At 65.8% G+C, this 18,410-nt stretch carries 12 protein-coding genes and 3 pseudogenes; 7 read left to right on the top strand and 8 right to left on the bottom strand.

Annotated features, from left to right (window positions below; genetic code table 11):
* Positions 1–122: 122 nt before the first annotated feature.
* Positions 123–707 (bottom strand): TetR/AcrR family transcriptional regulator, encoded by a 585-nt coding sequence (locus tag OG500_RS19135; protein ID WP_329581897.1) that lies wholly within the window; start codon positions 705–707, stop codon positions 123–125.
* A gap of 280 nt (positions 708–987) precedes the next feature.
* A pseudogene (locus tag OG500_RS19140) lies at positions 988–1,125 on the bottom strand (integrase core domain-containing protein); the annotation flags it as partial.
* A 184-nt stretch (positions 1,126–1,309) separates the two neighbouring features.
* On the opposite strand from OG500_RS19140, the gene OG500_RS19145 reads away from it, so the two are divergent.
* A complete protein-coding gene (locus OG500_RS19145) occupies positions 1,310–1,894 on the top strand; it encodes a transposase (RefSeq protein WP_329581899.1) in 585 nt (194 codons plus the stop codon).
* A pseudogene (locus OG500_RS19150) lies at positions 1,776–2,624 on the top strand (IS256 family transposase); the annotation flags it as partial. The gene OG500_RS19145 and the pseudogene OG500_RS19150, both read left to right, overlap by 119 nt.
* A gap of 24 nt (positions 2,625–2,648) precedes the next feature.
* Here OG500_RS19150 and OG500_RS19155 read toward each other — a convergent pair.
* Positions 2,649–4,751, bottom strand: a complete 2,103-nt coding sequence (locus tag OG500_RS19155; RefSeq protein ID WP_329581902.1) for an ISAzo13 family transposase — start codon at positions 4,749–4,751, stop codon at positions 2,649–2,651.
* Between the two features lie 50 nt (positions 4,752–4,801).
* Here OG500_RS19155 and OG500_RS19160 point away from each other — a divergent pair.
* Positions 4,802–5,254: pseudogene (locus OG500_RS19160) on the top strand (transposase); the annotation flags it as partial.
* A 219-nt stretch (positions 5,255–5,473) separates the two neighbouring features.
* Here OG500_RS19160 and OG500_RS19165 read toward each other — a convergent pair.
* Positions 5,474–5,800, bottom strand: coding sequence for a hypothetical protein (locus tag OG500_RS19165; protein WP_329581908.1), 327 nt, complete (start codon positions 5,798–5,800; stop codon positions 5,474–5,476).
* Between the two features lie 301 nt (positions 5,801–6,101).
* Positions 6,102–7,295, bottom strand: a complete 1,194-nt coding sequence (locus OG500_RS19170; protein WP_329581911.1) for a hypothetical protein — start codon at positions 7,293–7,295, stop codon at positions 6,102–6,104.
* Between the two features lie 115 nt (positions 7,296–7,410).
* Between OG500_RS19170 and OG500_RS19175 the strand changes: the two genes are divergently transcribed.
* Together OG500_RS19175 and OG500_RS19180 are read left to right on the top strand one after the other, a co-directional pair.
* Entirely contained in the window at positions 7,411–7,959 is a 549-nt protein-coding gene (locus OG500_RS19175) for a hypothetical protein (RefSeq protein ID WP_329581913.1), read from the top strand.
* Between the two features lie 71 nt (positions 7,960–8,030).
* Complete coding sequence (locus tag OG500_RS19180; protein ID WP_329581916.1) at positions 8,031–9,563, top strand: ISKra4 family transposase; 1,533 nt, start codon at positions 8,031–8,033, stop codon at positions 9,561–9,563.
* 109 nt (positions 9,564–9,672) lie between these two features.
* Here the strand turns inward: OG500_RS19180 and OG500_RS19185 are convergent, their stop codons facing one another.
* Together OG500_RS19185 and OG500_RS19190 are read right to left on the bottom strand one after the other, a co-directional pair.
* Positions 9,673–10,212 carry a GNAT family N-acetyltransferase gene (locus OG500_RS19185; protein ID WP_329581919.1) on the bottom strand — a complete coding sequence of 180 codons (540 nt, stop codon included), beginning with the start codon at positions 10,210–10,212 and terminating at the stop codon, positions 9,673–9,675.
* The gene (locus OG500_RS19190; protein WP_329581922.1) at positions 10,209–11,198 is read right to left on the bottom strand and encodes a hypothetical protein; all 990 of its coding nucleotides are present in this window, start codon (positions 11,196–11,198) and stop codon (positions 10,209–10,211) included. The genes OG500_RS19185 and OG500_RS19190 overlap by 4 nt, the downstream gene beginning before the upstream one ends.
* Positions 11,199–11,331: 133 nt before the next feature.
* On the opposite strand from OG500_RS19190, the gene OG500_RS19195 reads away from it, so the two are divergent.
* Both OG500_RS19195 and OG500_RS19200 read left to right on the top strand, forming a co-directional pair.
* Positions 11,332–11,580, top strand: a complete 249-nt coding sequence (locus OG500_RS19195; RefSeq protein WP_329581925.1) for a hypothetical protein — start codon at positions 11,332–11,334, stop codon at positions 11,578–11,580.
* Between the two features lie 158 nt (positions 11,581–11,738).
* On the top strand, positions 11,739–15,884 hold the full coding sequence (locus OG500_RS19200; RefSeq protein ID WP_329581928.1) for a helix-turn-helix domain-containing protein: 4,146 nt from the start codon (positions 11,739–11,741) through the stop codon (positions 15,882–15,884).
* Between the two features lie 101 nt (positions 15,885–15,985).
* Here OG500_RS19200 and OG500_RS19205 read toward each other — a convergent pair whose 3' ends face one another.
* Positions 15,986–18,373, bottom strand: a complete 2,388-nt coding sequence (locus tag OG500_RS19205; protein ID WP_329581932.1) for a restriction endonuclease — start codon at positions 18,371–18,373, stop codon at positions 15,986–15,988.
* Positions 18,374–18,410 lie beyond the last annotated feature (37 nt).

Below are 18,410 nucleotides of genomic sequence, written 5' to 3' on the forward strand. Positions count from 1 at the left end.
CTCCCGATCAAGGACCAGTCGTGCGCGGCTCCGCCGCATCCCGTGACAGCGAGCATGACCGATCAAACAGAACAACCATTCCCTAAGGGGGAGGGTACATGCGTCTCGCGGCCTAAGGCGAGTCACAGACGGAGGAACACCGCCACTGTGCGGTCGGCGAGGAACTGGGGGTCGGCGTCGCGATCGATCGTCAGCCGCACGAGGAACCCCTGCAGTGCGGTGAGAACCGCATCGGCAAGTGCGTCGGCCTCCCACTTCGGTGGAGCCGAAATCGAAGCCTGCTCCCGACACCACGGCATGAGCAGGGCCGCTATCAGGGCACGCAACTCGAGCGTGGTCTGCTGTGCGACGTCCGCGAGCCCTGGGACCCTGGGGGCCTCGGCCCAGATCTGCAGCAAAGTCTGCGCGTGCGTCCGATCGGCGCTCGCCCGCAGAAGATGCAGGAGCACGCTCGACGGGGTGCGTTCCAGCGGCAGCTCGGCGGTCACTGCGGCGATGAGGTCCTGGAGCGCGCTGGAGGCCGCGTAGCGGACGAGTTCGGATTTGTTCTCGAAGTTGGAGTACACGGAACCGGCTGAGGACCCCGCCTCGCGGATGATGTCCGCCATGGAGGTGCCCGAGAACCCATGGCGCGCGAAGCATCGCATCGCGGCCGCCGCGATGTCATCGCGCCGTCGCAGGCGCGACGCCTCACTCAGTTGGGGCATGGACGTAGCCTAACCGCCATCGAAATCTCCTATAGACAAACAGACTATTCATTCTGCATGGTGCCACATACGTTCGCGGAAGACGACGGCTGGCCCTTCGTCGTCAACGAGCGCAGCCCCGAGCCCTCATGGCGACGTACGCGGATTCGTCGAGCCGCAGTCCTGGTACGTCGACCTGGGCAGTGTTCACATCTCAACATCGTGATGGGCGCTGTACTCGCCGAATACCTCATCCAGGCTGGTCAGGCGGCATGTTGGTACTCGTGGAGGATGCCGCCGAGATGCCGCTGAGCACCACCTCGATAGCCGCGTCCTTGAGTACGTCGTCGAACAGGTGGGGAAGCTTCCGGTCCCGGTCTCTGATCAAGTAGCGGGCCCGGCAGCCGGAGTCCTCGAGATCCATGACCAAGTTCTTAGCTTGACTCTGTCGGTGATCTCGGAGTTCGCGGTGTGCGAGTGTGATCGGTGGGCATGCTCGGGCTGTTCGTAGACCGATACAGCTGCCGAGGTGTTCTTTGTCGCTCCGCCCCCGTTCCGGTGAGCAGGTCCCGCCTCTGACCGCAAGGATTGCCCGGGCCAGCAATCCGGCTGGGACGACGGCGATGTGGGTGCGGGACCGGCTGGACGGGCTGTGGTGCGACGAGGATTTCGCGGGCTGGTATCCGCGCGACGGGCGTCCCGGACTCTCGCCCGCCCAGCTGGCCACCGTCTGCGTGCTGCAGTTCCTGCTCGGCCTGTCGGACCGTCAGGCAGCCGAGGCGGTCCGTTGCCGCATCGATTTCAAGTACGCCATGGCCCTGGAGCTGGACGATCCCGGGTTCCACCACAGCGTGCTGGCCGACTTCCGTGAGCGTCTCGCCCAGGACGACCGCGCCGACCGACTCCTCGATCTGGCACTCGCGCGCCTGAAGGACGCCGGACTCGTGAGCGAGCGCACCACGCAGCGTACCGACTCCACCCACGTCCTGGCCGCGGACCCGGGAGGCGAGGGACTGTCCGCGAGTTTGTGTATGACCCGGTGTGACCCATTTAGGCATGAGACGGGGTCTCTGCCGGGAAGGATCACTTATGGGCAGCAAGGACGAGGTGTCCCGCGAGAGCACGGTGCGGACGGGGGCGGAGATGGCGGAACTGGCCGAGTTGGACCGGGGGCTGGCGGAGTCGCTGGTGGAGCGTGCGAGGCGTGAGGGCCTGCAGCTGACCGGGGACGGCGGACTGCTGACCGGACTGGTCAAGATGGTCCTGGAGAGCGCGCTGCAGGCCGAGATGGCCGAGCACCTGGGCTACGAGAAGGGCGACCCGGCTGCAGCCGGGTCGGGCAACGCCCGCAACGGGACCTCACGCAAGCGGGTCCTGACCGAGGTGGGCCCGGTGGACCTGGACATCCCCAGGGATCGGGCCGGCCGGTTCGATCCGCAGATCGTGCCCAAGCACCGGCGCCGGGTGGAGGGCTTCGACGCGGCGGTGCTGTCGCTGTACGCGCGGGGGCTGACGACCGGTGAGATCCAGGGCCACCTGTCCGAGGTCTACGGGATGGAGGTCTCCCGCGATCTGGTCTCCCGGGCCACCAGCGGGGTCCAGGCCGAGGTCACCGCGTGGCGCCAGCGTCCGCTGGACCGCGTGTACGCGGTCGTGCTGATCGACGCGATCTACGTGAAGATCAGGGATGGTGCGGTGGCGAACAAGCCGGTCTACGTCGCGGTCGGGATCAACCTGGAGGGCGAGCGCGACGTCCTGGGCATGTGGGTGGGCACCGGCGGCGAGGGCGCCAAGACCTGGCTGACCTGGCTCACGGAACTGCGCAACCGCGGCGTCCAGGACGTCCTGGTGGCCTGCTGTGACGGATTGAAGGGTCTGCCGGAGTCGATCAATGCGGTCTGGCCGCTCGCGGACGTGCAGCTCTGCGTGGTTCACGGAAGCCGTCAAAGAACAACACGTTGGTTATCTGTGTCTGTCCCCATGGTCTTCCGTCTGCGGTTCGTTGACCGAGGCGAGCAGGTCGGCTGCTGTGGTGTGCCGGTGCTCGGCGGGAGTGATGTCGATGCGGCGGGCGTCGAGGATCGGCAGGACGTCCTTGATCGCGTTCCACAGCGTGCTGCGGCAGACACCGAACAGCTCGGCGAGGGGGTCCAGGCCGCAGACGCGACGCCGGTAGAGGATCGTGGCGAGGATCCGGTCGCCGTCGGTCATCTTCTGCCGGAAGACGCCGCCGCGGCTGCCGGGGCGTCGGTCGCCGCCGCGCTGGCGGTGACGGCGCTGTTCGATCGCGGCGGCGTACGGCACGATCAGCTCCTCAAGCAGGGTATGCAGTGCCTCGCGGCTCGTACCGGTCAAGGCCGGGCTGGTGAGGGCCTGGTGGGTCGGAATCGCTGAAGGGTGCTCGGCCGGCGCGACGTCGGTGGCCCAGGCGCGGAGGTCCTCGGCACGGGTGAAGTAGCGCACGACGGTCGGTGTGATGCTGATCTTCTGCTCGTCCAGTAACTGCCGGGTCGCCTTGATGGCCTGGCCGATGGTGACCGGGTTGATCCCCAGCAGGTCGCACAGCACCTTCTGCGGGCAGACCTGACGAAGGTAGACGACGGTGATCAGGACCTCGTCCGCATCCGACAGCAGTGCTCGGCTGCGGCCGGTCGTGGCAACGCGCCGACCTCCGCGGAGCACGTAGCGGCGCTGTTCGGTCCGGGCTGCCTGGGCCGGGGCCAACTGGGCCTGCAGCACCTCCAGTTCGCGGCTGTTCATGCCGGCCAGGCGGGGATCGGCGAGTGTCTGCAGGGTCCGCTCGCGGGTTGCGGTGCGCTCGTCGGCGCGCGGTGGGGCGACCGTGCCGCCGGCCGGGGCGATGCTGTAGTTCCACCGGCTGTGGTCGGCATGCGCGGTGATCGGCAGGGCCAGCAGCTGGTCGCGGCTGACCGCGATGCCGGTCGGGTAGGAGCCGTGGTCCAGGGCGGCCTCGACACGCAGCCCGGTCCGGGTGGTCGTCGCGGCGATCGTGTTGAGGACGACTTCGTGGCTGGTCAGCGGCCTGCCGCGCCAGTTCATGGTGATGTGGGAGAACAGCCGGTGCTCTATTTTGTTCCACTTCGACGTGCCCGGCGGAAAGTGACAGACCGTGACCGTCAGGCCGGTCTCAGCGGCGAACGCGGCCAGTTCGGCCTTCCACAACCGGTAGCGGTAGCTGTTGGATCCGCCGGCGTCCGCGGTGATCAGCAGCCGGGACGCCGCGGGGTAGTCGTGTCGGCCGCGGGCCTGCCACCAGCGGTTGATCGAGGCGACCGCGAACGCGGCCGTGTCGTGGTCGACCCCGACGTTCACCCAGCCGGTGTTCGCGGTCATGTCGTAGATTCCGTACGGGATCACCGTCTCCACGCGCGGGCCGGCGAAGAAGCTGTGGTCCTCGACCTCGACGGGCTCGCCGGCCGGGCGCCACTCCTGCCCGGCCATCGGCAGTTGCCCCAGCTGTTCCTTCTTCTTCGCGTCCACGCTGATCACCGGCTCGCCCGAGGCCTGGTGCCCTTTGACCTGCTCGTTGATGTAGCGGAACTGTGCGTCCCGGTCGGGATGCTGACCGCCTTCCAGGGTCTTGGCGGTCCCCTGCAGACTGAACCCGTGCGCCTTCAACAGCCGGCCCACCGTGGGTGCGGTGATGCGGTGTCCCTGCCGGGACAGCTCGGCGGCCAGGTGCCGAAGCGACTTCGTCGTCCAGCGCAGCGGCGACATCGGATCACCACGCTCATCCGGTTCCACCAGCGCCATCAGCGCCGGGACGAGAGACGGGTCAACGGCCTCGGCCCGCATCCGCCCACCGCCGGGGCGCCGAGCGCGGCCCTCGGGCAGCGGCTCGACCCCGGCTTCGAGCTCGAAGACGCCCTTGCGGACGGTCGTCTCGCTGACCCCGGCCGTCCGCGCGACCAGGCGCACGCCCCCGTGACCAAGCAGTCGGGCCTCGGTCGCCAGCGCCAACCGCTGCTGACGCTCGTTCAAATGCGGGAGAAGAACCTCGAACCGTCGCGCCAGCTGGCCCCGCACCTCGTCGGATATTCGCACACCACATCAACGAGATCGTTCCCGCGAAGCAACGTGTTGTTCTTTGACGGCTTCACGTGGTCCGCTCCAGCCTGCGGTTCGCGTCTAAGAAGCACTGGGGGCCGATCGCGAAGGACTTGCGCGCGGTCTACACCGCTCCCACCGCCGACGCCGCCGAGGCCGGGTTCGAGGAGTTCACGACTGCTTGGGGCGCCCTCTACCCGGCCATGATCACGGCGCTTCGGAGCAACTGGGAGCACTTCATCGTGTTCCTGCGCTTCCCGCCGGCCATCCGCAAGGTCGTCTACACCACCAACATGATCGAGTCCCTCAACTCCCGCTTCCGGCAAGCCACCCGCCGACGCGGGCATTTCCCCGACGACGACTCCGCGATCAAGGTCCTCTACCTGGTAATCCGCAACCCACAGCCCAACCGGGCCAACGTCACCGGCCGAACCCGCGACTGGAAGGAAGCCATCAACACCCTCGCCGAGTTCTACGGCGACCGCGTCACCCAGCAGTAGGCACCACCAAGCACCACCGCACCGGCCATACACAAAGGATCAGACAGCCCCGCCTTCGCGTCATGGTGGGTGCGAGTTTCGACCGCGTCGATCCGGTGGGTCCAGGAACCACCCGTAGTGGAGGCGTGCGAGTAGGGCCTCCTGCGGGCCCTTCACTGGAACGGACCCACGGAGGCCCCCTGAAGTTCGTCGCGGTGACGTACTCAGGCGCAGGGGGGCTCAGTCGCGGCTGGCTTCGGTGCCGCCGGGGATGGTGATGGTGGCGGTGAGGGTCTTGCCGCCGGGCGGGTTCAGGTGGATGTCGGTGTGGTCGGCCAGGGTGGTGACCAGGTGCCAGCCGAAGCCGCCGTTTCCGCGGAAGTCGGGGGCGCGCGGCTTGGGGGCGGTGGTGCTGGTGTCGGGTGTCGTGGAAGAACCACCGGTTGAAGCTACCGAGGCGTTCCAGGGCCGGGTTGGGCCGGTACCGCAGTTCGCAGCAGATGTGGACGAAGTGGTCGTGTTCGCCGTCGTGGTCGTTGACCTCGAACTGCCGGGTGAGGCTGACAAGAAATCTCGGCGGCCCGTAGAAGGAGTGTGTGCCGTACTGGAAGAGCAGTCCGTCGGACTCGGGTGTGGAGGGCGTGTCGAAGCGCTGCTGTCCGAAGCGCTGGAAGGCCGACCAGGCCCTACCCAGGGTCAGGTCCTCCAGGGGACGCCCGTGCTGCTCCAGTTCACCTTTGAAGAATCCGAGCGCTTGGTCCCATGGTGGCCTGGCGTCCATGCTTCCCCCTGGTCCAGATAGGCAGGCAGCGTAGCTGCCTCGTTCCGGTTCGTTGTTGGCGGCTCTGTGACGTTGGTGCGGTGGTCGTCAGCTGGTGTGGGTGGGGTTGCCGGCCAGGTTGTGGTCGGCGCAGGGCCAGGGGCCGTGTGCGAGGGGGCCAAGGGGTGTGGGGAGGAGGTGGAGGTCGCTGTCCAGGGCGAGGGCGACCAGGCCGTTTTCGAGGATGAGGGTCCGGGTGGTGATCCCTTTGCCGGGGAGGGTGTGCAGGTGGTGGGGGGCCATGTCGGCGTCGATGGCGGTAAGGCTGCCGCCTCGCCAGAGCACGGTGGTGCCGTGGGTGTCGGTGGCCGGTGGGGCGGTGTAGTAGCCGGGCAGGTGGGGGCCCTCGCCCAGTTCGCCGTCCGGTGCCAGGCGCCGGAACTGGGTGGGGGAGGGCTGCCGGTTGTCCATCTCCGCGGTACGGATGGTGCCGTCTGCGGTGATCGTGAGGGTGCCGTGGCTGGGCCAGCGGGTGGTCGTCGTGCCGTCGCGGGTAAGCAGGACGGTCTCGAAGGCGCCGTAGCCCTGGGCGCCGATCAGGAACGCGCCGTCGCCAGCGATGGCCTTGTGGCCGCCGGGGGCCGGGGCGGTGACCGCGACGGTGTGCCCGGTTTCCAGGTCGATCAGGAAGGTGCAGGCCAGGCCGCTGGTGTCTTCGAAGGACGCGGCCACGCGGTCGCCGGAGACGAGCAGCGGCTCGTGGTAGGCGCTGCGGACCCCACGTGGTGTCCAGGGGCGCTTGGCCTGCGGCGTCCAGCCGTTCTCCTCGCTCAGCTCGACCACCCCGGGGTAGGACAGGTCGCCGAGCCGGATAGGAGTGGACCACAGTTGGCGGCCGGCGCTGCTGTAGCGGGCGACGCGGGGCTCGCGCAGGGGCGCTGCTCCGCGGATCCTGGGCGGGGAGGCGGCCCAGGCGATGCAGAAGCCGTCCGGGAGCAGGACGAAGGTACCGATGTCCTCGCCGGGCTGACAGGACGGGACGACGGTGTTCAGGGTGCGGCCGTCGGCGTCGATCTCCTCCAAGACGTGCCAGGCCGCTTCGGGCCGCGCGATCCACACGGTGCCCTGGGCGCTGACACGGGACCAGGGGCGGCCGGTGCCGGGGAAGTCGCGTCGCCACTGCACTTGCCCGCGCTGGTCGACGGCGCTCAGCACGATCTTCAGAGGATCTGCTCCGTAGCTGGTTACGAACAGCGGACCGGCCGGGTCGCTGGCGGCCAGGCGCCAGACCTGGCCGGGCATGGCGATACGCGATGGGTGCGGCTCTTCTGGAGTGAAGGGTTGAGTTACGGGAGCGGTGCTTGGGGCTGTGCTCGGGGCAGTTCGTCTCTACCGTGAAGGTGGAGGAGGGCGTCTGATGGGTTCGCTGTTCGAGGAGCTGGAGGCTCGCGAGGCCGCTGCCCGGGTTCAGGTGGAAGAGCTGGAAGCCGAACTCGCCGAGGTGTCCGCGAGGCTCAGCGCGGCTTGCGCAGGGCTCGACAGGTTACGGATCGCGCGGGAGACGGTCGCCGAAGTGCTCGCCGAGATGACGTCTCCGGTGCCCGCGGTGGCGGTCGAGGTGCGACAGTCGCCTGTGGCTGAGCGCGTGGTGTCGGCGTATGCGGGGGTCGAGCGGCAGGTCGTCGGGGTGCTGGCTGTGCCGAACTGGCAGCCCGGGATGGGGATGGACGTCCTGCCGTCGGACTACCGGGACATCGTGGAGGTGGTGTCCGATGCGCCGGGGGCGGTCCGCGCCAAGCAGATCGCACCCAGGATCGGACTGCCGGTGTCGGCCGCGAAGATCGAGGGCACCCGGTCGAAGCTGAAGCGGCTGGTGGAGCGGGGCTGGCTGGACGAGGACACCCCCGGGTTGTTCACCACGGCCCGCCGCCGGACCGGCAGTTCGCCCAACTCGCTTCAGCGGTAGGACAGTAGGGCTCTTCCGCCTAGATTCGAAGGTACGACCCAATCGGATGCAGGACGAGAAGAGCCCCGGAGATGACACGTTACGACCCTCATGCCACCGCTGACCCGTTTGCCCGCTCGGTCAGTGCCTTCGAGACGCTGACGGACACCCTGTCAGGCGGCCAGGCCGACACATGGACCCACGCCGAACTGGAGGAACACCTGGACGCGGCCGGGCGGGACCTACTGCGGCAGCTGCTGCAGGACCACCTGGACCTGCGCGCCCACCGCGAGCAGGACCAGGTCCGCGCCGGAGCGCGACCCGTCGTGCTCGGCCCTGAGGGAGGACCAAGGCCCTGGCGCGAATCAGGCCATGCACGCTGGCTCGCCACCGTGTTCGGGCTGGTCCGCGTGACCCGGGTCGCCCATCGGGGCCCCGGCGCGGGCAACGTCCACCCCGCCGACGCCGCCCTGTCCCTGCCCGCCGGCCGGCACTCGATGGGCCTGCGCAGGCTCGCGGTCACCGAATCAGTGCGCGGCTCGTTCGACCAGGCCCAGGAAGCGGTGACGCGCCGTTGCGGGAAAGTACTGGGTAAACGACGCCTGGAGGAACTCGTGGTCGCCGCGGCCGTGGACGTCGATGCGTTCTACCGCGCGAGGATTCCGGTCCCGTGCAGCCGGGACATGCCGCTGGTCCTGCAGGTCGACGGCAAGGGTGTGGTCATGCGGCCCGAGGGTCTGCGCGAGGCCACCCGCCGGGCCGCCGAGAAAGCAGCGACCGGACATCGCGGCCGGCTCGCGCCGGGCGAGAAGCCGAACCGCAAGCGGATGGCGACGGTGGCCTGTGTCTTCGACACCCGCCCCGCACCCAGACGCCCCCACGACGTGATCCACCCACCCGGAGGCCGCAGCGAGGAACGGACGGCCCGCCCGGGCCCGAGAGCCGAGCACAAGTGGTGCACCGCCTCCCTGGTTCGCCCGCCCGAGCAGGTCATCGCCGACGCCTTCGACCAGGCCGAAGCCCGCGACCCGAAGCACCTGCGACCCTGGGTCGTCCTGGTGGACGGGGCCCGCCACCAGCTCGACCTGATCAGCGCCGAGACCCTGCGCCGCGGCGTCACCGTGCACGTACTGCTGGACTTCGTCCACGTCGCCGAGTACATCTGGACCGCGGCCCACGCCCTCCACCAGCCCGGCACCACCGAGGCCGAGGCCTGGGTCGCCGACCGTCTGACCGCGATCCTGGCAGGCCACGCCGCCCGCACCGCCGATGAGATGACAGCCCAGGCCGACCGGGAACACCTGACGGCTGCCCGGCGCGAGGCCGTCGACTCATGCCACCGCTACCTGACCGGCCACCTCGACCAACTCCACTACGACACCGCCCTGGACCAGGGCTGGCCCATCGCCACCGGCGCGATCGAAGGCGCCTGCCGCCACCTGATCGCCGACCGCCTTGACATCACCGGCGCCCGTTGGAGCCTGCCTGGCGCCGAAGCTGTCCTGCGACTGCGGGCCGTCGTCTCCAACGGAGACCTCGACCCCTACTGGCGCTACCACGCCACCCGCGAGCACGAGCGGCTCTACCACACCCCCGACCAGCGAAAATATGCCCTGTCCGCTTGATCGCGGCAGCACCTAGGCAGCCGAGAGCGAAGCTGGGAAGCACTGCCGCACGCGGCGTTTCGTAGAGGCAACGGCGATCGGTGGCCTGGTCCGCGCGGTCGAGCAGAGCTCAAGCCGACGGCGTGACCGGGGACCGCAGGCCGAGCCACTGCTCGGCGTCCCAGGCATGGAACCGCTCCATCTCGGTGAATCCCAACTTTTCCGCGAGGCGCATCGAGCCGACGTTGGCGGTCTGAGTGGCGAGCACTACCGGCTCGCCGGGGAGGACGCCGTCGAACCAGTCGAGTGCTGCCGCGCACGCCTCGGCGGCGTACCCGAATCCCCACGCCCGCGGCAGGAATAGGTACCCGAGATCGACCTTCCCCGCAGCAGCCGGACGATGGTGCTCCGGTGATCTCCTAAGCAGGATCTGACCGATCATCACCCCATCGAGATCAACGACGAAACTTCCCGGCCACCGCTTGGGCACCTCGGGCATCTCGCGCTCAAGCTCCTCGCGTGGCCGGGGGCCACCGAGGTAGGCGTGCACCTCGGGCGACGCCAGCAGCTCAATGAACGCCGTGCGGTCCCGAGCCTCGGGCTCACGGAGCACGAGCCGCTCCGTCTTGATTGCGGCGGGCGGCCAGGCGACGGGTCCAAGCTCGGTCATGGCGGGCAACCTATCGCACGCCTACCGGGCTGGAGCCTCTGGCAATCGGCAGCGGCTTCTGACTCGTTGTCCGACGAGAGGTGACGACACAACCGAATTTGTCCCTTCAGAGGAACTGCACCCAGTTCGGATTCGACGGCTTCACAGAGGTTCTCGGCCCAGGCATGAAGCTCGTCCACGGCCTTCCAGCCCAGTTTGAGGATCTCCGCCGGGGCGGTCTCGACGGCCTCGCGCGCCAGGTCGCGCAAGTCGCCGGCGGGGATCGCACCATCGAGGTCCTGCACCGACACCCCCTCGGGGTCCTCGTCCAGGTGTTCGACGATGGAGGCCAGTGGGTTCGCGGACCCCGCCGGCGCGAGCATCCGAGCGACATCACCGACGCCCTGATTGAAGATGCCCGGGCCACCCAGCAGGATGGCCTCCACGGCCATCATCGTGAAGTCCCTGACGGTCACCGGCTCGGGCGAACTCGGGCCCCGGTCCAGCTGAGCCAGTTCCTGCGGGGCCCCGTCCAGGCCAGCCTTTCGAATGCGATCGTCGATCCGCCGGACGCGGGCGGGCACCAACGTCGCGAACTGCCTGGTTTCGACAACAAGATCGGCAACTCGTTCTGCCCGTTTCGGGCCCTCGATCCCCACCACGGCCTCGGATCGCTCCGCCTCCAACTCGATTCGGTCGATCGCCACACGGAACGCAGCTCGGACCGTTCGCTCGGGCACCGGAAGGCCGTCTGCGAAGGCACGTAAGGCCAGGTCGCTCGGTCGTCCACCTCGCTGGGCGTGCTCGGCAAGCCAGACAACCAGTTCTCTCGCCCCCACGGGCACCCGCGAGGTGCTGCCGAAGCCCCGCCCGAGACCACTCGGCACGTTACGCGGCAGCAGGCCACGCTCACGCCAAACCCGCAGCTGCTTCGGCGAGACCACAAGTTCGTGATTGGCGGCGAAGTCGATCAACTCCTGATCGGCAGGGCTCAGTGTCGAGGGCACTCGCTCACGCTACCGCTGCCGACCGACTTGGAGAACGCCCACCTTCGCACAGGTCTCCTCCTCCGATCGCGGTGTCCTGGTGTCAGCAGTCGGCACTGGGCCAGCTGCCGAAGTCCGCTGGAGGTGGTCCGTCATGACCCACGAGATCTCGCTGGTCGTCCAAGCAACCGTCCATGCCGGTCCCTGGATGCTGATCACCTACTTGCTGATCCGCCGGTTGTCCCCCGTCATGCTGGCCTTCACCCATGTAGTCATCACGGGCGTTGCTCTGTTCCATCGCACTTCTCAGCGGCGCCGAGAAGCCAGGCAGATCCTTGAGCGTCATCCGTTCAGCCAACGGCAATTCGGGCTTCAGGATCACTCGGCGATGCCACCGAGGTGACATCGCTCAGCCTGACCACCAGCTGGCGGCCTCGAGCGGTGGAGACAGTGGAGTGGGCCTCGGCGGGCTCATCGTCCGTGGGGTAGGTGATCAGAGCCAGCCCATACTGCGGCAGGCCGGTTTCCGCCCTTACGGGGCCCGCCCGCCAAGTGGCCAGCATGGCCACCGAAGTCACGGCGGTGCCGGGTGTGCCCGGCATCCATCGGTCGATACACCCGGCGATCCGGACGAGCTGGACAGGCCGTATCGGTGGTTCATCGGCCGCGGCATCGACTGCTCGTCACCGGTCAGCAGGCGCGGCGCATCGAGGTCAATCCAACTGTGACAGCATGGAGTTCATGAATCGGACGTCAACGACTACCCAGGTGGCAAGTGCGCTCGGCTTGCGCCCGGACACAGTCCGGAAGTACGCGCGCAATGGGCAGATTCCGTTCGATACCACCGCTGGTGGCCACCGCCGCTTCGATGTCGACGAGGTGCGCACGCTACTCCAAGCTGAGGCCGAGACGACGGTTGCGCCGTCGGTCCGGCTCCGCGGCACCAGCCGTTGGCTGATTGACGCGCTGGACCTTGAAGCCTGGGCTGGCCGGATGGCCGGACGCCACGAACTGCCCGAGTTGGTAAGGATGCTGGTGGCAGGCTCGGTCCGGGATCTGCGCCGGGTGGATTTTCGCGCAGGGGAGGGCACCGGAAAGCCCGGATGGGACGGCGTCGTGGCCACCGGACGTGGCAACGCATGGGTTCCCGAGGGGCAGTCGGCATGGGAAATGGGCGTCAACGAGGACGTCACCTCGAAGGCGAACGACGACTACGAAGTTCGCACGAGTGACCCAGAGGGTCTGGTGCCGTCCGAGACGGTCTTCGTGTTCGTCACGCCGCGCCGCTGGAGCCAGCGCGACAGCTGGGCGTTGACGAAGCGCGCGGAGGGCGTATGGAAGGACGTGCGCGCCTACGATGCGGACTCGCTGGAGCAGTGGCTGGACGAGACTCCGGCCGTACATCTGCGGGTCACCCACATGCTGGGCCGGAATCCGGACGGCGCAGCGGATCTGGTCAGCGCGTGGGCCACGTGGTCCACGTACACCGCGCCGCCGCTTCCGGCCGCACTGATGACTGCGGGGCGTGACGAACAGGTCCGCTCGGTGCTCGCCTGGCTACACGGCGAGCCATCCGAGCTGTTCGTGGTCGGCGAGTCCGCTGAGGATGCCTTCGCGTTCATCGCTGCCTGCTTGCTGGAGCTACCAGAACCGGAGCGGATCACCCTGGCAGCCCGGACCCTGGTCGTGCGCACGGCCGGGGCCTGGGACGAGGTACTGGCCCGGGTTGGGGTCAGCAGTTCCCTCGTATTGATTCCGACTTTTCCCCAACCGCGCCCCCTCGAAGCCGTCGATGCAGGCCATCACGTCGCGGTCCCCGTCGACGGCAATGCGGTTCACCCTGGCATCGCGATCACTCTCGCCCGTCTGCGACGTGAGCCGGCACAGGAGGCACTTGTCGCTGCTGGTCTCCCCGAGCAGGAAGCCCATGAGTTGGCCCGACTCGCCCGACGCAGCCTCCTTACGTTGCGTCGACGGCTCGCAGTTGGGGTCAGCGCACGGCCTGCCTGGGCGCAACCCGGCCAGGGCGGCGAGGTCGTGCCTCTGGTTCTCGCCGGGGCATGGCGTGACGACCTTGACGGAGACAAGCGAACGCTCAGTTCCCTGACTGGTCGGCCATTCGAGGAGGTCGAGGCTCTGTGTACGCGCTGGGCAGCTGAAGCCGACACGCCGGTGCGCCGCGAAGGCCGGGTGTGGTTCACCGTAGAAAAGCAGGACGCCTGGGCCCTGCTCTGGCGCCTGGCGACCCGGCAGACACTCCAGCGCTTCCAGAAGGCTGCCGTCGATGTGCTCAGTGCGGTCGACCCAGCCTTCGAACTCGAACCGAACCAGCGGTGGGCGGCCGGAGCATTCGGGCATGTCGCCCCGTTCTCGTCCCGGCTGCGCTCGAGCCTTGCCGATACCCTCGCGATGATCGCCACACGAAGCGGGGACGAGCAGTTGTCGGTCGGATGTACCGGGCAGGAGTTCGCAGACGCCATCGTTCACTCGATTCTCGCTTCGGCGAACGACGAGCGATCAGGGCAGCTTTGGTCGTCCCTGTCTGAGGTGCTGCCGCTTTTGGCCGAAGCATCACCTGAGCAGTTCCTCGACGCAATCGATGTCGGGGTGGCTGACGACGGCAACCTCCTAACGGTATTCGATCCGCCGGTGGCAGACACGCCGTTCGGTTCTCCCGCGCACACTGGCCTGCTGTGGGCTCTGGAGCGGCTCGCCTGGTCTGTCGATCACCTAGGTGCTGCTGCGCTGGCGCTGGGGCGTCTGGCTGAGCGCGACCCGGGGGGCCGGCGAGGCAACCGCCCGGCCGAGAGTCTGAACCAGATCTTCTTGCCCTGGCACCCGCAGACCACCGCCGACGCTCAGCAACGGTTCAAGGTAATCGACATGCTGCGCAAGCGTGCCGCTCCGGATATCGCCTGGTCGTTTGTCATCTCCCTGCTGCCGACTCCGCACTCCATTGGCCAGTCCACCGACCAGCCGCAATGGCGTGAGTGGCCCGACAACCAGCAGGATCAGGGCGGCATCGCGCAATGGCTCGTTCAGGCTGCTCCCCTTGTCGAGCGCCTCTTGCACGATGTAGGACTTGACGGCGCTCGTTGGGCTGCTCTGATCTCGGTGCTACCGTCGCTGCCCGAGGCCCTCGGCGACGCAATCCTCGGCCAGCTTCGAGGGGTCGATTCCAAGCACTTCGAGGACAAGGACCGTACCGCGGTTCTGGATGCTCTTCGCGAAGTGGTGCGCGCCCACCGGCGCTTCCCGAATACCCCGTGGGCCATGCCTGCCGAGCGCGTCGATCGCATCGACGAGCAATTGCGCCGCCTGAGCACTAATGACGCAGCGAGCACAGCCTGGTTGTTCGCGAGCCACGTGAAGCTGCCGGACGGCGGGACTGCGGACTACGCTGCCGAGCAACAGATAGTCGCCGAGCGGCAGCGGCACGCAGCGCAGGAGATCTTGGCTGCCGGTGGACTCGATGCGATCTGGGCGCTGTCCGCCCAGTGCGAAGTTCCCTTCCGCCTCGGCCAAGCACTCGGCCGCATCGGCGCCGATGATGTCGAGAATGAGATCATCGTGGAGCTGGCCACGGCAGAGCGCTCGCGAAGCCAGCTCGCCAGCGGCTATGTCCAAGCCCGCTTCGAAGGCAGCGGACAGCAGTGGGCGAGCAGTTTCCTGGACCGAGCCAAGACATGGCCTGCCGCTCGCACCGCTGCCTTCCTGCAGCAACTCACGGCCGACGCCGACACTTTCGACCGTGTCGACCTGTTTGGCTCGGAGGTGCGCGACCTGTACTGGGCCGGCGCCCCCACCTTCTTGATTCCTCCTGCAGATCGGGCACGCGCTGTGGGGACGCTGCTCGAGACTGGTCACCCAAACGCAGCCCTCGAGCTACTCGGCCTCGACGTCCATGCAAACCAGGCGGTTGATCCCGACCTAGTCATCCAGGCGTTGAACAACGCCGCTCCGAAAGACATCAGCCATGTCACGACGTTCATCTACAACGTCACAATGCTCCTAGATTTCCTGTACACGCAGGATCAGGTCGACCGCCAGCATTTGACACGACTTGAATGGCGCTATCTGCCACTGCTCGAACCCCACGAGCGCCCGACGCGCGTGCTTCATGAGGAACTGACGCGTGACCCAGGATTTTTTACCGACGTCATCGAAGTGATCTACTCCAGGCAGCAAAGCGACGAAGAGCGGAAGCCTTCCGAGGATCAGCGCCAGCTCTCCACACAGGCATATCGGCTATTGACATCTTGGCGGATGCCGCCGGGCAGCGATGACCCCGGCTACCCAAGCCTTGAGGACTGGGTACATGACGCACGTACAGAATTGACCCGACGCAACCTCCTGCATGCAGGCGATCAATTCATCGGCCAGTCGCTCGGCCGAACAGCCGAAGACCCAGACGGAACATGGCCTGGAGAGCGGGTGCGCGAGATCATCGAAGACGTTCGCAGTAGCGACCTCGAAAGCGGCATCATATTTACTGTCTTCAGCAGTGAAGGGGCCACCTGGAGGAGCCTGGATACTGGAGGCCAGCCTGAGCGAGCCCGGGCCAATATGTACCAGAGATACGCAAAAACTGTGGGAACCGACTGGCCTCGCACACGGCGCCTGCTGATTCACATCGCTGAAGCTTGGGACCGGCGAGCCCGCCAAGAAGACCATCTCGCTGAAATCCGTGAAGACTTCTGGTCTTAGCCCGGTTGTCGGCGGTGGAGGCCAGCGCCCGCAGACAGCGGAGGCCCGGCCCGGGCACCGCTACCTTCGGCGTGCCTTCCGGCTTGCCAACTCCCTCAAGGTTATGAACTGGGGGACTCAAGGGATCGAAACAAAGCCCCGAGAGAACCTGCCCCATAGAGGAGAGGGGGGTTTGACCCGCCCTCAGAGCGGAACGTAGACAATGGAGCCTTCACAGAGACAATTTCATATTCCGCGTCATCGGACCGCTCGAGGATTTTTCTCCTTGCATCGGGAAAAGCTGCCCCAAAGACATGCTCAATATCATCGAGTCCATCATGGATCTCATCCAGGAGCTCACCGTTGTCAATGCAAGCGACCAGCAGGCCGTCAATATACCCGGTGCTCGAAGTCGAGGTTACCGACAATCCCAAACTGACGAGCGAGCCAGAATTCTTCACCACAGCTTCCACGACTTCGGAGGCATAGTTGAGATCATTTTCCGAAATTTCCCGCTCCCTCTTATTCCAAATAGAACAACAGGCTTCGTGAAGGCGGCTTACCGCATGAGCGAAATATCCACGATAGATTCGACCAGCGCTCCATCGATGATCAATCTCATGCAGAAGCGACACGGTCTCTACTAGCTGGGCGATATCAAAAATCTCCATGAGATCAGCGGCATCGATAATGCCAGATATTGCCCCTTCAAACCAGTCGGACGGCAGGCTAATTCCGTCAGAAAAAGCCCGGTATCGATCAGCATGAAAATGCACAAGCTGCGCAAGAGACTCGAACATGGAAATAAGTGAGTCCGGCGGCTGGCCGTCATCAAGCGCTTCCAGGCTTTCCTCGGCGAGGCGATCCCAAAGTATCCTCATATGCCCCAGAAGAGGTACCGCACACAAATCAAGGACATCCCGCAAAATATCTTCCCCGACAGAGAAGAGCTTCTGCTGACTATCCAGCTCAGGCGCCTCTCCCTGCCCGCAGATCGGCACCAGGTCACCGAATTCTGATACTCTGCCGATAAGATCGGACATGGCCGCCGGACTATTGGACAAGTAACGTGTCAGATAATCACGCTGACTTGGATCCAGAAGCGCTAGATAGTACTCGCCATAGACAGTCTCGCGAGCGATCCATGAATCGTCGAGTCGCTCCACTGCAGCGTCCAGGTTCGAATCAGTAGTAGCTAGCCCCTCCAGTCGCTTCGCAAGTTTCTGCCACCTCGCCCGTTGAGAATCCATCATTGCCATCGTTAGCAACATCCGCTGATCATATTCAGGCAAAGATTTGAAGCTCGAATCCCAAATCTCCAGCGGATTTTCAAGGGATTTGAATAGATCGCCAAGCAAAGCGCCGGCACTGCTCGACTGATTCCGCTGAAGTACGAGTTCAATAATACGGGGAGAATAGTTCCTGTGATCCGCTACGTGTTGCCACCAACCTCCCCGCGCCAGTTCACTGCGAACACGACTCTCAGAGACAGCCATGTTCACATGGTTGAAGAGAACACGGGCGCGCACCTCTGGCGGAAGGCGTCGCACGCGGATTCGACTGGTACCGATCACTTCCAGCGTTCGGCGCGAGGAATCACTGAGACGGACAGTGTCGTGCAGGACTTGCGTTCTACTAGTCATGATGAGAAATTTGTCCGACGCACCAGATTTTCGCTTTTCAAAAACGGACTCGACAAATTCATAAATGTCGCTGTCGTAGTGGCGCGACCCATGATCCCCATGGCGTGTTTGACCCCACGTGTCGTCAAAGAAAAAGACCGTCGGGGTATCGTCCTCCAACCACTCCCACCAGCGGTCAACCGTGCGTGGGTCAACGATGATGCGGTATCCACGATGCCACCACAGCAACAGTAGATACTCTGCGATCGTCGTCTTACCGGCCCCAGGATCACCTGTGAGCAGGACGCAGCCTGTATGCTCGAGCGCCCCTTCAGCCTCTCTGCAAGTAGTATGGTATACAAATCGGAGATAATTCCGCTCAATTCGCCGAACTCGGGACTCGCCCCTCAGGAACACCCCGCCTTGAAGCATCTCGCGAATCGCCTGGGTAGAGGTGAGCCAGAGCTTGAAGTGACGCCTTTCAAGGTGCTCGTATTGAGCCAGCGCGGAGTTCAACCACCCTCGTCCGCGAACCTCTATATCAGGAGCCAAGCTCTGGAAAATCTCCGAGATCTCGCGCTCAGCCACCGGGCTAATATCAGCGGACGTCATAAATACATAGCGCTGCGGCATATGGTTGAGATGACGAAGCTTGACTGCCTCGGCCTGTGCCAGCCTTGCGACCGTGGCCTTACTCGCATCCGGGGTATGCTTGCACTGAACGATAACTAGACCATCTGACGAATTAGCCTGAAGGTCAACACCGCCATCAGCACCTACGCGATACGTGGAATACGTGAGACCGTCATGCGCTGAAAGTAGATCGCGGGCAAAAATCTCAAAGTCGTAAGGCGACAGGCTCTTGAAGTCGTAATCTGGTGCCGCCAACCTGCAATCAGCTCCTACAATCGTCCCGTGACTATGG

Source organism: Kitasatospora sp. NBC_01250 (assembly GCF_036226465.1).
In the GTDB taxonomy this organism is placed as follows: domain Bacteria; phylum Actinomycetota; class Actinomycetes; order Streptomycetales; family Streptomycetaceae; genus Kitasatospora.